The organism is Oceanicoccus sp., assembly GCF_029238675.1.
GTDB lineage: Bacteria > Pseudomonadota > Gammaproteobacteria > Pseudomonadales > Dasaniaceae > Oceanicoccus.
Map to the genome: position 1 here is coordinate 60,431 of NZ_JAQWFR010000026.1, position 12,845 is coordinate 73,275.

Sequence of the window (12,845 nt, forward strand, 5' to 3'; positions counted from 1 at the left end):
GTCTCCCAAAAGTTTATTTATTATAGCGAGCGAATCTCGCGCACTATACTCAACATCATTCCAAAACCGACACCCCTGTAGGTTTTGAATAAGGCGATTGTGGAGCATAGATGTTTCATAAATATGACAGTCAAGTCATAAAAATAAAATCCTTCTAAGTATAGATGAAATATAAATTTAGCAATTATTATTTTATTTTTAATCAATGGGTTAGCGTAAGCACTTATTAAAAATTATAGTAAAGTCATACTCAGGCAGGGTTGAGCTGATTGTTTTTTGATCGAATTTTTAACGATTTGTTACAGCGTAAAAGCGGATAAGGCCTGATCTTTGGGTGTTGTGGCTGGTGTTTAAGCGGATTACCGTCTATGTTTTTTGCCAGTGCTTTATATATTATGCAAGCGTTTTGCCGCTTCTATAAACCCTGTGAGCCCCGTGGAGAAATTGTGAATCGTCTTTCAGATGTTGTGCTAGAAAATGCAGATGCTCTATTGTCGGCCACCAAGAGTATCGATTTTAACAAAGTCCTCAACCATGATGTTGCCGAGGTGAAAAAGCTTAAAGGGGCTTTGAAGTCTTTACAGATATCTGGAAAGCGTTTGGATGAGTCTCTGGATAAATATGCCAGCAAGCCAATAGACGGTTCCTCCGGTAGCAATGAGAGTTTTGATTCATTGGACGATCTGCCGCCTTTAGATGATATGGATATGGCCGAGCTGGAAGCTGCTGACGGCTCTGCCAGCACAGAGGCACCTTTTGGTAACAAAGATGAAATTATGGCTGCTTTAGCTGTGGAAGGTTTGGATGGCAGGGCAGGCATGGTTTACAACAGTCTTTCAGATTCTCGCACCTTGCCTTTTGGCCAGGTTCATCACCGTCGCGGAGTACCACGATTTGATGTGGTCGTTGCGCCGGACTTTGCGCCAGTTTCCGGTATGCACGGTGTATTTATTTCCACCTCAGAAATCATGTCTATTATCCTGCCCTCAGATAATGCCAGCGCCGACTGGCAAGTACTAAAAAGAAAGCCTTTTAACAGCAGTGAAGAAATGATCGATTATCTTTCACTTATTTCTGCAGGCTTCGATTTACCTTAGTTTTTTGTCCACAGATGCTGTGGATAACTTGGTGGATAAGATGTTCAGTTTGAGCGCTAACGCACAACTGGCGATGGGCTACTTAAATTGTATAAAAAATAGTCATATAGCCTTAATTCCTTTTAAATCAATATGTTATGATATTAAGTTAAAGTAATTTTTACACTTCTTACTAATCATTACTCTTTCCAAGTATAAAAAACAAGTGTGTGAATAAGTTTTTTATTGGTAATGGGGAATTTATCTTGGGCGCTCACCTGAAAAGTAAACGCATTGCGGCTTATCTGCCAGTGTAAATACAACCACTGGTACAGGTTTCTTTAACTTCTATTTTACTCAGCAAGGGCAGGCTGGGCTTAAGCTCCTGCCATATCCAGCGACTCAGATTTTCGCTGGTCGGGTTTTCCAGGCCGGGAATATCGTTCAGGTAGTAGTGGTCCAGCCGTTCAAGGATCGGTTTAAAGGCCACTTTCAGTTCATAAAAATCCATTACCCATCCTGTTTGCGGTTCTACATCGCCTGCGACATAAACGCGAACATAAAAGGAGTGACCATGCAGCCGTGCACATTTATGCCCTTCGGGTACATTAGGTAAACGGTGGGCAGCTTCAAAAGTAAATTCTTTATATATTTCCATGGTTACCCTATTAGTGTGGTTAGATGTGCGGGTGCGGCGTAAGTGTAATCATCCTGCAAAGAGCTGTACAGCACCTGATCCATATCGTTAGACGGTAAAATTTCACGATTATTTTTTGTGCATAAAGGCGTGGAAATTGGGCTAATTTTTCATCTGTATTTACTTAAAAAGTACCTATAAAACAAACAATTAGTTCAGTTTTAAAAAAACTTATAATTTTTCTATTTAGGGGTTTGACAAGAAAGGCCATTACTGTAGAATGCGCCCACGTTCGAGAGGGGTGATTAGCTCAGCTGGGAGAGCATCGCCCTTACAAGGCGAGGGTCGGCGGTTCGATCCCGTCATCACCCACCACTTTCGGATCGTCCTTTTAAGCTGCTTCAGCCCTGACAAGCTGAGTTAACATTAGCAGCCGCCGGTTATGCGGACCGGTAGTTCAGTTGGTTAGAATGCCGGCCTGTCACGCCGGAGGTCGCGAGTTCGAGTCTCGTCCGGTCCGCCATTTATCTGTTTGATTCCCTTATCTTTTTTATTTTCCAAGCCCGTTTGGGACCATTTCTGTTTTTTATCCACCGTCGATTCAGGCTTTCAACGCCGTTCCCGTCATTAATCATTACGTGTTTTTGAATGCGTCTGTTCTAATAGGTGATCAATGAGATCGTCGTAGTCGATGCCATTGCGGGACTGGTAATTCACATAGCGCTGCCCACGAGAGAAATGGCTATCCGTAATTAACATAAAGTCCTTATTGCTGGTTACCTCGCTGTCCAGACGATGAGTCAGCCACTCCGGTAGTGCTGGTACAAAGTCTGGGATTTAGAATTATCTGCGATGAAGTGAAAAATGTGCTGGCAAAGAAGTACCTGACGGAAACTGAAATTTCCGTCGAGGATATCGCTCATTTGCTGGGTTGTACCGAAATGACCAATTCCCGTCGGGCCTTTATTCGCTGGAATAAGATGGCTCCAAGTAAGTTCTGTGGGACGCCGAATAGTTACTAAATCGAAAGCGCCACCAGCTGAATAAGCATACCCACAAACAACAATCCAAGGGGAGCGTAGGCGCCAGGCCTCATAAAAAAAGACATTTGTATTTGAACTGGAAAGCTAATCGTTTTCTCAATCGCGGTAGTTTTGTAGATGTGAATATTGTCAAACTTTGGATCCGTTACCAACTCAATCAGATCGCGTCGACTTCTATAACGCATCATAGACGCAATATGCCAACCTTCATCGGCATAATCATTATCAGGATACTTCCCCCAGCTATCAATGTAGCCGCCCACTTTGCGAGAAATTGAAACAGGGTGACCACCGCGAAAGAATAATGCTTTCATAAAAGGACCGCTGTATTTTTGCAATAATGCTGCAGCATGTGTTTTCTCACCCGTTACAGGGTTATCAATCTCTCCCTTTTTCACTCGTATTAAATTCTGCATGACAAACTCTTTGCCATCATCATTTTTCATAAACTCTACTAACACATCTATACTGGTATGCAGTGAACCTTGAGTTTCTCTAACTGTATTTATTAAGTCTTCTATTTCATGAGCCTTTATAGGTCCAGACCAATTGTAATACCATAAAACAAATGCAATATATAACGCTGCCAACAAGACCCAAAAAGATACAATCATTATTTACTTCCTCAATTAATCCAGTGCCCAAGACTATTTATAAACCGATACAAAGTCTTTGGTGATTCATAATCATGGTTTTGATCCAATAGCAGGGTATCAAGAATATCATTACGAATGTGATAGATAGCCTAAGCCGCTATATTAAATACCAAACGCCTTAGTAGGAAGGTCATTAATTATCATAATTGGGGTTATTTATCTTCACATCAACTGGTTATGGCCAAAGGTATTGATGTACCTGTATAGTCTTGAATTTTTTTGAAGCTTAAAAAAGAGAGTATAGAGAGCTACGATGATCATACTGCATGGCGTATCCGCCTCACCCTATGTTAGAAAAGTCATTACTGTATTGGCGATGAAACAACTGCCATTCGAACAAAAGCAACAAATGCCATTCGCCAGAGATGCTGAGTTCAATAAAATCAGCCCGCTGGGCAAGATACCCGCGCTGCAAGATGGCGACATCACTCTGTGCGACTCCACAGTCATCTGTGAATATCTGGAAGACACCCATCCTGAGATCAATGTCTACCCAACCAACCACGCCGACAAAGCCAAAGCGCGCTGGATAGAAGAACTGGCGGGCAGTCGCGTAACTGAACTGGCCACGGGTATATTTTTCCAGCGCTTTATGCGCCCCATGGTGTTTAAACAAGATCCAGACGAGGCGCTGGTCGAAAAAATAATCGACAAAGATCTGCCGCCCATTCTCGATCACCTGGAGACGCTAGTACCTGCCACTGACTTTCTATTTGGTGAATTGCAATTGGCCGACATCAGCCTGGTAAGCCCGTTCATTAACGCCAGCTATGCCAACTACACCGTCGATACGCAGCACTGGCCACAACTGAGCGCCTTTATTGACCGGGTAAAAACGCATCCGATTATGGAGCCTATTCTCGAAGCCGAAGCCAAGATTATGGGCTTTGCCTAACAAGGCGGCGCACCTTACAAACGATGAAATCGGCAAATGCTATTGTTGCTTCAGTGTTTTTTCTTGGAGAATGTTTTCAGGTGTAGGCTCAGGCATCGTTTATCTTCTCAATTAATTATTTTCCTTTATACAAACGCCGGTAACGACGTTGTGCCCAACTTCGATAAATACTATCTGCCAGAGGCTTGATCAGTGGCCAGCGTAGCCATCGGAATAGAATACCAAAACGGGTGTGTTGCCAGGCGGCGACATTGGCATCCAGGCCTGTTAAAACTCCACCGTCCGCTCGCTGCAAATGCAGTAAGGTAAGTAGTGCTTCTTTGCTGGGCATACCAGCCTGGTGTTCCATATTATGAATATTGACCAACTGCAATTTTCCTGCGGCATGTCGCTGCAATTTATCCATTTCTGCTGAGCATAGTGGGCATTGGCCGTCGTAGTAAAGTTTGTCCCGTTTCATTTCCAGAGCCTTAAATTGAGTACCTGTAAAATCCTTACGAATTGTCAGGGGCTATGGATGTGTTTGTGGTCAATAACTCATCTGCCAAGGGTTTTAATACGTAAAAGCCGAGTAAGTAAAATAAATTAGAGGTTAGCAATAATGAAAATTACATTGGACGAGTTTTTTCTCTGGAAGGCTGAGTTACCGGTTATTGTTCATTCTATTGATATGGTCGGCTATCAGGCTACGGTGGTTATTGATGGTGAGGAGCGCCTTATTGTAGGCGGTGATAGCAAACCCTTGCGTAAAAAAAGCCTGATGGATATGCGCGAAGCCCTAAAGGCCATGCCGATATCATCACTTACCTTAAGTCACCAATCCGCCTACGATGAAATGATCAACCAACCCCAGCGGCAACAGCCGAATACTATGCAGGTGTCGCTGGCGTCTGATCTTTATCCGTCCTTACAGTAATCCATATTTACTAAGTAAGCGTTGCTATTGAGTTTGCAGGTCATTGGTCACTAACCTTTATGGATACGTTATACACATTTGACTTTATGGAAAAAAGCATAAGGTCAATTCTTTGTCATTTTAACTGTATATGCATACAAAAAATGTAAGCTATTGATAAATAAGGAATTAAATAGCTGGTCAAAATTTAATCAATCGATGATAGGGCTTGAAACAATGGGCCTTTTGCTAGTTTTCTTTCAACTTATCCCCGAACTTATCCACAGAATTTGTGGATAAGCTTTTTGAATCAGCATAAAAGTTTAATATTCAAAGTTTAAAATTTCACGGCAGGCTTTTGGATCGTGTTCCGTTAGCTGTTTGCCGGTGATGGCAGAGCGCCTGGGAGTGGCAGGGTGAGATGCGCATGGTAATGGTGTTGATGGTGCGGCATAATCTACCCAGCCATTAGCCACCATAAAAATTAGCAGGGTAGACTCAATGAAACAGGCGTTTGTCACAATGTTAGGCATGCAGGATAAAATGAATCAGAAGGTGCATGCTGACTGGGTTACTCAACGATTTGAGTGGTATCGCGCCATCTGGATTGAGTGTGGCGAACTGGTTGAGCACTACGGTTATAAATGGTGGAAAAAACAGACTCCCGATATGGACCAGGTCAAACTTGAAGTGATCGATATCTGGCATTTTGGTATGAGCGCTTTATTTACTGAAGGTGAGACACAGGAGGCTATCGCTGAGTTAATGGAAGGCCAGTTGGCTGGCTATCAATACCAGGGGCAGGGAGTTCGCGAAGCCACCGAAGCGCTGGCCCAGCATAGCCTGGAGAGCAAAAGCTTTTCTGTTCCCCTGTTTTGGGATTTGCTTAATTCGGTAGAGATGGATTTTGACGAATTGTATCGTCAGTATGTGGGCAAGAATGTGTTGAACTTCTTCCGTCAGGATAACGGCTACAAAGACGGCAGCTATATCAAGCAGTGGCAGGGCCGTGAAGATAATGAACACCTGGTAGAAATTTTGGCTGAGTTGGATAGCGCCGCTGCGAACTACGGTGAAGTCGTCTATCAATCACTGCAGCAGCGCTATCAGTCGGTAACGGCTTAAAGTTCGTGGACACCGCCAATGGATGACAAGCCCCAACAAACTCAAAGCACGCAAAAAGAGCCCCCGCAGAAATTATCCACCAGTGCCCTGGCCAAGGTGCTGGATGTCCCATCACAGCAATTATTTGCCACCCTGAAAGATTATGGCTGGATTCGCAAGCTGGACGAGGGCTGGGCCTTAAGTTCCAAGGGTGAGTTTGAAGGGGGTGAGTATGTGCATAGCAAGCGCTATGGTCGCTATATCGTTTGGCCGGAAGAGTTGGCCTCCCATCCTTTGTTGCTGGCCCTTGAAGATAATCGACATATTTCTGCGACCATGGTTGGTAAGGCCTTTGGGCTTAGTGCCCGTGAAGTTAACCGTATACTGGCGGAGCTGGGTTGGATTAAACATGGCTTTCAAGGCTGGGAGCTCACCGCTGTGGGTGAACAGCGTGGTGGCATCCAATTAGAGAATGACAGTAGCGGTACCTTTTATGTGGTGTGGCCACAGGATATCCAGAGCAATAAAGCCTTAAGTAAGCTGTTAGAATTTTCCGCCGGGGTTTATGCAGACCCTGCAGCGGTGTCTGGTGATATGTTTGCCAATCAAAGTGACTATCAAGGGCTGGATGGTCACCGGCACAGCAGCAGAGCGCATTTTCAAATCTGCCACTGGCTGTATATGGCGGGCATTGCCCACGCCTGCCAGCGTGAATTACCTTTTGTGGCTGAAGATAACCCACAAACCTTGCGGGCGGATTTTTATCTGCCAGCGCATCAGCTTTATATAGAGTGCTGGGATGATGCTGGCGGTTCCAGCCTTGCCCAGAGGATGCAGCGCAAAGATATTTACCAGCAATATGGCTGTGCTGTGATTGATATTGAAAAAGACGACCTCGACCAGCTGGATGAGGTATTAACCCGCCAATTTCGCAAGCAGGGCATTCGGGTGTTTTAAATGAAAAACAGCGCGATGGTTTTGCTGTTGCTATTAGTGGCCCTGCTATTAGGGCTGGCTTACAACGTTTGGCAATCGCGGCAAGTGGCTGTGTATCAACTTGAGGTGATTAACCGGAGTGCAGAAGCGGTGGATTATATCAGGCTGTTTGGTACTGGGGCTCAAGCTGAAGCCAGGCTTAAACTTTTAAACCCCGGTCGTTCTGCGCTTATTTCTGTACTGCTTAATAAGCAGGGTGGTTTAAGGTATGAGGTGTCTCAAGGGGGCAATCGCATTGATACCTTTATTAATAAAAATATAAAAGCGATGACCTCTTTTCAGCAGCAGTTGATTATTCACCCGGGGCACCGGTATATCATCAGTGATTATGACCAGCTATCGACTTCCGATTAAGTGCTCGATTTTTTCCAGCAATTCAAAATCCCTTTCACTAACACCACCGGCTTCATGGGTGGTTAAGTAAATATCTACCGTACGGTAAACATTGGCCCACTCAGGGTGATGGTTGAGTTTCTCTGCGACGATAGCGATTTGTGTCATAAAACCAAAGGCATGAACAAAATCTTCAAACACCAGCCGGCGGTAAAGTTTGGTCCCTTGCAACGCCCATTCACCGTGGGACTGCAATCGTGTTTGAATCTCAGCTTCACTTAACGCAGCAATAGTATTCATAGCCAATCCTGTTGTTTATCTCTTGCTTAGCATAACACCACACTCAATATGATCGGTATAGGGGAATTGATCAAAGATGGCGAATTTAATGATGTCGTGACTTTGGCACAGCGCCTTCAAATTTTCATAGAGGGTATTGGGATTGCAGGAGATATACAAAATATGATCGAACTGGCTGATTAATTTTTCAGTCAGCTTATCCAGACCTGCCCGGGGTGGGTCCACCAGCACCGTAGAAAATTGGTAGCTACTCAGGTCAATATCCTTAAGGCGGCGAAACTCCCGCTCACCCGCCAGAGCTGAGGAAAAGTCCTCGCTGGACATTCTGGCAACAGTCACATTGCTAATGCCATTAAGCTCAAAATTGTAATTGGCAGATCTGACCGAGGTTTTAGAAATCTCAGTAGCTAACACTTTATTAAAGTTTTGAGCCAGCACAACAGTGAAGTTACCGTTGCCGCAGTAGAGTTCAACCAGGTCGCCACCTAAACCACGGGAGTTATCCAGCGCCCATGTCAGCATCTTTTGATTAACGGTGGCATTAGGTTGGGTAAAGCTGTTTTCTACCTGTTGAAAATCATATTGCCGGTCTTTGACCGTCAGGCTCTCCGTTACATAATCTTCGCTAAGCACCAGGCGTTGTTTTTTACTGCGGCCAATAATTTTGATCTGCAGTTGCTGTTGTAGTTGCTCCGCTAGTTGCTGCCAATCGTCCCCCAGGGGTTTATGGTAAATCATAGTGACCAGTGCCTGGCCGCTGAGGGTGGTTAAAAATTCCATCTGGAAGAGTTTGTGGCGGAGCAGGGGCGATGGTTTGATGGCCTCCATCAAGGTATCCATTAAACCGGTAATCATCGTTGAGCCGATGGGAAAATGGTCAATTCTTACAGGTTGTTTAGGTTCGGCCTTATTAAACATCACATAGTAGGTGTCATCATCTTGATGCCAGATTTTAAATTCAGCCCGCACTCGAAAGTGCAAACTGGGTGAATCGTAGACTTCCAAATCCGGGGGGCAAAACTCACGGAACTGTTGGCTAATACGCTCGGCCTTGTTGTGGAGTTGCTGTTGATAATTAGCTGGATTGACGTTGCTAAGGGGCATGATGCTGGTCACATAGTAAATAGTGCAGGCATTATAGTGATTTATTGCTGTGATGCGTAATGAAAAAAACACGGCTATTGGCTACACTTTAGTGATCAAGAGGCAAGTTATTCAAGAGTTTATTCAATAGGTTAAAGCATGAAGGTATTAGTAACGGGTGGTGCAGGATATATTGGCAGTCACACCTGCGTTGAGTTGTTAGCGGCGGGGCATGAAGTGATTGTGGTAGATAACCTGTCTAATAGTCACCCTGAGTCATTAAAGCGGGTGCAGGAAATTACAGGTCGTGAGCTGGTTTTCCACCAGGTTGATATTCGTGATGCTGCCGCTCTGGAAACTATCTTCAGCCAGGAAAAAATAGATGCAGTGATTCACTTCGCTGGGCTTAAAGCGGTGGGGGAGTCCGTTGCCAAGCCTTCTCTTTATTACCAAAACAATGTCTATGGCACCTTGGTGCTGTGCGATGTGATGGCAAAGTATGACGTGTTTAATGTGGTCTTTAGCTCTTCTGCAACGGTCTATGGTGATCCGGCTACTGTGCCTATTGATGAAGACTTTCCTTTATCGGCAACAAATCCTTATGGTCGCTCTAAGTTAATGGTAGAAGAAATCTTACGTGACTTAAATGTGTCAGATGATCGCTGGAATGCCGTGTTGTTAAGGTATTTTAATCCTGCCGGTGCTCATGAGAGTGGCCGTATTGGTGAAGACCCCAATGGCATTCCCAATAACTTACTGCCTTATATTAGTCAGGTAGCTGTGGGTAAACTCGAGACTCTTGCTGTGTTTGGTAGTGATTACGATACCGTAGACGGTACCGGTGTCAGAGACTATATCCATGTAGTAGATTTGGCATTAGGTCATCTTAAGGCGCTGGAAAAATTGGCCTCTAACCCAGGCGCTATAGCCTATAACCTGGGAACCGGTACCGGGTACTCGGTACTGCAAATGGTGGCTGCATTTGAAAAGGCTTGTGGCAAACCAGTACCTTATAAGCTGGTTGATCGCCGGCCGGGTGATGTGGCTAGTTGCTATGCTGATCCAGCCTTTGCGGCGCAGGAGCTTAACTGGACTGCAAAACTGGGTATAGAAGAAATGACCCGAGATAGCTGGCGCTGGCAAAGCCAAAACCCTTCGGGTTATAAAACGTAAAATACAACCCACCATACCTGCCCCCGCCGTCATTCCCGCCTTCGCGGGAATGACGGTGTTTTTTTATAGGGGGGTGGTTGGGTTATAGCCGCTGGGTGTTACGTTCCAGCCACCACTGCTTGGCAAGCGCGGTAGCTGATTCCTGGCTATCGGCTTTTTGCATTAACCTGATGGCAATTGCCAAAGTACCAATAATGGCATTGTTTGCATAAGCGTCTTCTGCAGTCCCGTGCCAGACGGCTTTAAAGTGATTAATATCCAGCGTTTCAGGCAGTGCCTGGCGGCCTTCAACCATTTTGGGCCAGTTTTCTTCACCTGCTACACCATCAATAACTGTTTTAACCAGACAACTGGCTTCAGGCCGCCGTTCAATTTCACCGCCTTCGCCTTTAAATACTGCCGCATGGGCCTGGCCCAAACTAATAGCAGCTTGCTGATGGCTGTCACCATAAGCCGGATGGAAAATACTTTGCATGGAGTAGGGGGCTGCCAGAGGATTCAGTAGTCTCGATAGAGTATGCACGGGCGAGCGTAAACCCAGATAATTACGGAAATCGATAATGCGCTTTAATGGCGGGCATAAAAATTCCAGCGGCATAAATGAAAACTGCGTTGTGTTCAGTTGCTGCTCCACTGTTGCCCAATTCTGCGCTGGAGTAATATTCAGTGTGTTTAAAACCTCTTCCGTATAAAGCCTGCCTTCGGTATGGCCACTGGCGCCATGCATATAAACCGAAATACCCTGATCGGCAATGGCAAAGCAACTGAGTAAATACCAGGGTAGCTGTTTTTTCTTGCCCGCATAACTGGACCAATCCAATTGCACCTCAAGGGTTTTGGGTGCGGCAATACTTTCCCTGGCAGCAGCAACAAAACCTGTTAGCTCTTCATGGCTTTCTTCTTTGACGCGTAATAACATCAGAAAGGCTCCAAGCTGCAGGTCTTCCACTTCGCCTTTTAGTATCATTTGCATGGCATCAAAGGCTTCCTGTTCAGTTAAGGAGCGGGAGCCGGTTTTACCCTTGCCAAGGATGCGTACATATTGGGCGAAGGGGTGTTCGCCTGTTTTTATTTGGCTGAGTTTGTTGCGGTACTGTTCTGACATGATGGTTTCTGGGTTGGTGGTAGTTATTGGTGGTAGTTATTGGTGATAGTTATTGGTGGATTTTAATCCACCCTACAGGCAGTTATCGGGTTTGGGTAGACCGGCTATTTTGGCGGCAAATTTGGCCGGGCTGCCGGGGAATAGTGATAACAAATAGATACTCTTTCCTTTATCGCTGCCCAATTGTTGACCTATATATTTTACCAGTGGGCGCATGGCTGGAGATAATTCAAACTCGCGATAAAACTGTTGCAGCAAGCTGATAATTTCCCAGTGGTCCTGGCTGAGGGTGATGCCTTCGTTTTTTGCCAGTTGCTCGGCGACGGCAGGGCTCCACTGGTTAAGGTCTTTTAAAAAACCTTCTTTATCCAGTGGAATGGTTTGTTGGTCGACAATCATTTCCATAGGATTAAAACCAGCTTTGCACGCTTTTGTGTGTAACGGTTAAGTCAACGAACTCACGGTCGCTGATAAGGCTGATTGCAGGGCTTAAGTCCTCAGTCAGGCCTCTGGCTTTAACATCTACCGCCAGGGCATAGAAGTTAATGTTGTTGTTGCTTTCAATCAGTGCACTATATTCAGTACCTTTTTTGCCTGCATAGACGCCATCTTCAATTAATAAGATAGAACTGCCCTTGCGGCAAAACTTTAAGCAGTCTGCAAAGCTCTGGTTATTAAAGGGTGATTGATTAACGGTGTGTAAAATCATAATGGCTTATACCGTCAATAGAATATCAGCCTGCTCGAATAAATCGGCTAGCTGTTGTTGGTTTACTGGTTTGGCTGCAAGACTAAGACGAGAGTGGTCTATGTTCCTTTCAGCCAGGGCTGCGCTCTCAACATAGCTTTCGCTGATGCCGTAAAGCTCAAAGGCGGATAATAACTTTTGATGATTTTTTTGTTGAATGTCCGCGCTGTCTTGTTGGTCTAATAGTTGCCAAACGCCATCGCCAATAAAAGCGATGGCTAGTTCTTGATCGAAAGCACCAGCCGCTAAAGCGATCTCAGCGGTCTCTCTGGCCAAGGCGTTGCCATAGGGTGCTTTACGACAGATCAGTAAAATGCGTTTGCTGGTCATGCTTATGGCCCAAAAGTGATCAAACGATCAGATTCAATCGAGGCATCAACCAATTGCCCCAAGCCTGAAATGGTAAAACCATTATTCAGGTTATGGTTAGTTTGTTCATGGCGCTCAGCTTCCTTCTTATCAAGTACTCCACGCTTTAAGGCGCTGGCAATACAGACCACCAGGTCAATACCGTGTTTGTCAGCCAGGCTTTGCCATTGTTGTGGAATATTGTTTTCGTCCTGTGGCGGAGTAATCAGGGCGTTGCCACTATTAACGCCATCATGGTAGAAAAAAATACGATGGAAGCTATGGCCAGCATCAACGGCAGCCTGAGTAAAGCGCAGCGCGGTAGCAACCGATTGGCTGGAATAGGGGGCGCCGAGTATCATAAGAGAAAAACGCATTTAGCTTTGATCCTAAAAACAAAAGCCCCGATAAAATCGAGGCTTTGCTTCAATCAGTTGGGCTGTTTAGTCGTCA

At 45.1% G+C, this 12,845-nt stretch carries 18 protein-coding genes and 2 tRNA genes; 10 read left to right on the top strand and 10 right to left on the bottom strand.

All coding sequences use genetic code 11. The features are described from left to right. Positions 1-446: 446 nt before the first annotated feature. The gene (locus P8H32_RS09035) at positions 447-1,097 is read left to right on the top strand and encodes a hypothetical protein (protein ID WP_301089231.1); all 651 of its coding nucleotides are present in this window, start codon (positions 447-449) and stop codon (positions 1,095-1,097) included. A 280-nt stretch (positions 1,098-1,377) separates the two neighbouring features. Here the strand turns inward: P8H32_RS09035 and queD are convergent, their stop codons facing one another. Next, the gene (gene queD, locus P8H32_RS09040; RefSeq protein WP_297291236.1) at positions 1,378-1,734 is read right to left on the bottom strand and encodes a 6-carboxytetrahydropterin synthase QueD; all 357 of its coding nucleotides are present in this window, start codon (positions 1,732-1,734) and stop codon (positions 1,378-1,380) included. A gap of 278 nt (positions 1,735-2,012) precedes the next feature. Here queD and P8H32_RS09045 point away from each other — a divergent pair. The 3 genes from P8H32_RS09045 (at position 2,013) to P8H32_RS09055 (ending at position 2,735) form a co-directional block, all read left to right on the top strand. Then, positions 2,013-2,088, top strand: a tRNA-Val gene (locus P8H32_RS09045). A 71-nt stretch (positions 2,089-2,159) separates the two neighbouring features. Continuing rightward, positions 2,160-2,236 (top strand) — tRNA-Asp (locus P8H32_RS09050). 292 nt (positions 2,237-2,528) lie between these two features. After that, positions 2,529-2,735, top strand: coding sequence for a hypothetical protein (locus P8H32_RS09055; RefSeq protein WP_301089232.1), 207 nt, complete (start codon positions 2,529-2,531; stop codon positions 2,733-2,735). Here P8H32_RS09055 and P8H32_RS09060 read toward each other — a convergent pair. After that, positions 2,732-3,370 (bottom strand): hypothetical protein, encoded by a 639-nt coding sequence (locus tag P8H32_RS09060; protein WP_301089233.1) that lies wholly within the window; start codon positions 3,368-3,370, stop codon positions 2,732-2,734. The genes P8H32_RS09055 and P8H32_RS09060 overlap by 4 nt on opposite strands. 295 nt (positions 3,371-3,665) lie before the next feature. Here P8H32_RS09060 and P8H32_RS09065 point away from each other — a divergent pair, with 295 nt between their 5' ends. Then, positions 3,666-4,307 carry a glutathione S-transferase family protein gene (locus tag P8H32_RS09065; RefSeq protein ID WP_301089234.1) on the top strand — a complete coding sequence of 214 codons (642 nt, stop codon included), beginning with the start codon at positions 3,666-3,668 and terminating at the stop codon, positions 4,305-4,307. A gap of 115 nt (positions 4,308-4,422) precedes the next feature. Here P8H32_RS09065 and P8H32_RS09070 read toward each other — a convergent pair whose 3' ends face one another. Beyond that, positions 4,423-4,767, bottom strand: coding sequence for a thiol-disulfide oxidoreductase DCC family protein (locus tag P8H32_RS09070; RefSeq protein ID WP_301089235.1), 345 nt, complete (start codon positions 4,765-4,767; stop codon positions 4,423-4,425). Between the two features lie 141 nt (positions 4,768-4,908). Here P8H32_RS09070 and P8H32_RS09075 point away from each other — a divergent pair, with 141 nt between their 5' ends. From P8H32_RS09075 to P8H32_RS09090, 4 genes are all read left to right on the top strand, one after another. After that, the gene (locus P8H32_RS09075) at positions 4,909-5,223 is read left to right on the top strand and encodes a DUF6482 family protein (protein WP_301089236.1); all 315 of its coding nucleotides are present in this window, start codon (positions 4,909-4,911) and stop codon (positions 5,221-5,223) included. A 480-nt stretch (positions 5,224-5,703) separates the two neighbouring features. Further along, complete coding sequence (locus P8H32_RS09080) at positions 5,704-6,327, top strand: dUTP diphosphatase (RefSeq protein ID WP_297292199.1); 624 nt, start codon at positions 5,704-5,706, stop codon at positions 6,325-6,327. A gap of 18 nt (positions 6,328-6,345) precedes the next feature. Beyond that, positions 6,346-7,263 carry a hypothetical protein gene (locus P8H32_RS09085; protein WP_297292200.1) on the top strand — a complete coding sequence of 306 codons (918 nt, stop codon included), beginning with the start codon at positions 6,346-6,348 and terminating at the stop codon, positions 7,261-7,263. Further along, complete coding sequence (locus P8H32_RS09090) at positions 7,264-7,656, top strand: hypothetical protein (protein ID WP_297292201.1); 393 nt, start codon at positions 7,264-7,266, stop codon at positions 7,654-7,656. On the opposite strand, the gene P8H32_RS09095 is transcribed toward P8H32_RS09090, so the two are convergent. Together P8H32_RS09095 and trmA are read right to left on the bottom strand one after the other, a co-directional pair. After that, positions 7,639-7,935 (bottom strand): 4a-hydroxytetrahydrobiopterin dehydratase, encoded by a 297-nt coding sequence (locus P8H32_RS09095; RefSeq protein ID WP_297292202.1) that lies wholly within the window; start codon positions 7,933-7,935, stop codon positions 7,639-7,641. The genes P8H32_RS09090 and P8H32_RS09095 overlap by 18 nt on opposite strands. 15 nt (positions 7,936-7,950) lie before the next feature. Next, positions 7,951-9,039 carry a tRNA (uridine(54)-C5)-methyltransferase TrmA gene (gene trmA / locus P8H32_RS09100; protein ID WP_301089237.1) on the bottom strand — a complete coding sequence of 363 codons (1,089 nt, stop codon included), beginning with the start codon at positions 9,037-9,039 and terminating at the stop codon, positions 7,951-7,953. A 138-nt stretch (positions 9,040-9,177) separates the two neighbouring features. Here trmA and galE point away from each other — a divergent pair, with 138 nt between their 5' ends. Further along, positions 9,178-10,191 carry a UDP-glucose 4-epimerase GalE gene (gene galE, locus P8H32_RS09105; RefSeq protein ID WP_297292203.1) on the top strand — a complete coding sequence of 338 codons (1,014 nt, stop codon included), beginning with the start codon at positions 9,178-9,180 and terminating at the stop codon, positions 10,189-10,191. A gap of 82 nt (positions 10,192-10,273) precedes the next feature. On the opposite strand, the gene P8H32_RS09110 is transcribed toward galE, so the two are convergent. The 5 genes from P8H32_RS09110 to tusD form a co-directional block, all read right to left on the bottom strand. Beyond that, positions 10,274-11,296, bottom strand: a complete 1,023-nt coding sequence (locus P8H32_RS09110) for a glycosyl transferase family protein (protein WP_301089238.1) — start codon at positions 11,294-11,296, stop codon at positions 10,274-10,276. Positions 11,297-11,368: 72 nt separating this feature from the next. Beyond that, positions 11,369-11,701, bottom strand: coding sequence for a TusE/DsrC/DsvC family sulfur relay protein (locus P8H32_RS09115; RefSeq protein ID WP_301089239.1), 333 nt, complete (start codon positions 11,699-11,701; stop codon positions 11,369-11,371). A 4-nt stretch (positions 11,702-11,705) separates the two neighbouring features. After that, positions 11,706-12,005 (bottom strand): sulfurtransferase complex subunit TusB, encoded by a 300-nt coding sequence (gene tusB, locus P8H32_RS09120; RefSeq protein WP_297292921.1) that lies wholly within the window; start codon positions 12,003-12,005, stop codon positions 11,706-11,708. A gap of 6 nt (positions 12,006-12,011) precedes the next feature. Then, complete coding sequence (gene tusC / locus P8H32_RS09125; protein ID WP_301089240.1) at positions 12,012-12,374, bottom strand: sulfurtransferase complex subunit TusC; 363 nt, start codon at positions 12,372-12,374, stop codon at positions 12,012-12,014. 2 nt (positions 12,375-12,376) lie between these two features. Continuing rightward, positions 12,377-12,769 carry a sulfurtransferase complex subunit TusD gene (gene tusD / locus P8H32_RS09130; protein ID WP_301089241.1) on the bottom strand — a complete coding sequence of 131 codons (393 nt, stop codon included), beginning with the start codon at positions 12,767-12,769 and terminating at the stop codon, positions 12,377-12,379. Positions 12,770-12,845: the final 76 nt, after the last annotated feature.

Excerpts from the sequence above, each read along its gene's own strand:
- P8H32_RS09085 (WP_297292200.1), top strand. The coding sequence starts at position 6,346 with ATGGATGACAAGCCCCAACAAACTCAAAGCACGCAAAAAGAGCCCCCG.
- queD (WP_297291236.1), bottom strand. The coding sequence starts at position 1,734 with ATGGAAATATATAAAGAATTTACTTTTGAAGCTGCCCACCGTTTACCT.
- trmA (WP_301089237.1), bottom strand. The coding sequence starts at position 9,039 with ATGCCCCTTAGCAACGTCAATCCAGCTAATTATCAACAGCAACTCCAC.
- P8H32_RS09095 (WP_297292202.1), bottom strand. The coding sequence starts at position 7,935 with ATGAATACTATTGCTGCGTTAAGTGAAGCTGAGATTCAAACACGATTG.
- P8H32_RS09090 (WP_297292201.1), top strand. The coding sequence starts at position 7,264 with ATGAAAAACAGCGCGATGGTTTTGCTGTTGCTATTAGTGGCCCTGCTA.
- P8H32_RS09065 (WP_301089234.1), top strand. The coding sequence starts at position 3,666 with ATGATCATACTGCATGGCGTATCCGCCTCACCCTATGTTAGAAAAGTC.
- tusB (WP_297292921.1), bottom strand. The coding sequence starts at position 12,005 with ATGATTTTACACACCGTTAATCAATCACCCTTTAATAACCAGAGCTTT.
- tusD (WP_301089241.1), bottom strand. The coding sequence starts at position 12,769 with ATGCGTTTTTCTCTTATGATACTCGGCGCCCCCTATTCCAGCCAATCG.
- tusC (WP_301089240.1), bottom strand. The coding sequence starts at position 12,374 with ATGACCAGCAAACGCATTTTACTGATCTGTCGTAAAGCACCCTATGGC.
- P8H32_RS09115 (WP_301089239.1), bottom strand. The coding sequence starts at position 11,701 with ATGGAAATGATTGTCGACCAACAAACCATTCCACTGGATAAAGAAGGT.
- P8H32_RS09075 (WP_301089236.1), top strand. The coding sequence starts at position 4,909 with ATGAAAATTACATTGGACGAGTTTTTTCTCTGGAAGGCTGAGTTACCG.
- P8H32_RS09110 (WP_301089238.1), bottom strand. The coding sequence starts at position 11,296 with ATGTCAGAACAGTACCGCAACAAACTCAGCCAAATAAAAACAGGCGAA.
- P8H32_RS09070 (WP_301089235.1), bottom strand. The coding sequence starts at position 4,767 with ATGAAACGGGACAAACTTTACTACGACGGCCAATGCCCACTATGCTCA.
- galE (WP_297292203.1), top strand. The coding sequence starts at position 9,178 with ATGAAGGTATTAGTAACGGGTGGTGCAGGATATATTGGCAGTCACACC.
- P8H32_RS09060 (WP_301089233.1), bottom strand. The coding sequence starts at position 3,370 with ATGATTGTATCTTTTTGGGTCTTGTTGGCAGCGTTATATATTGCATTT.
- P8H32_RS09080 (WP_297292199.1), top strand. The coding sequence starts at position 5,704 with ATGAAACAGGCGTTTGTCACAATGTTAGGCATGCAGGATAAAATGAAT.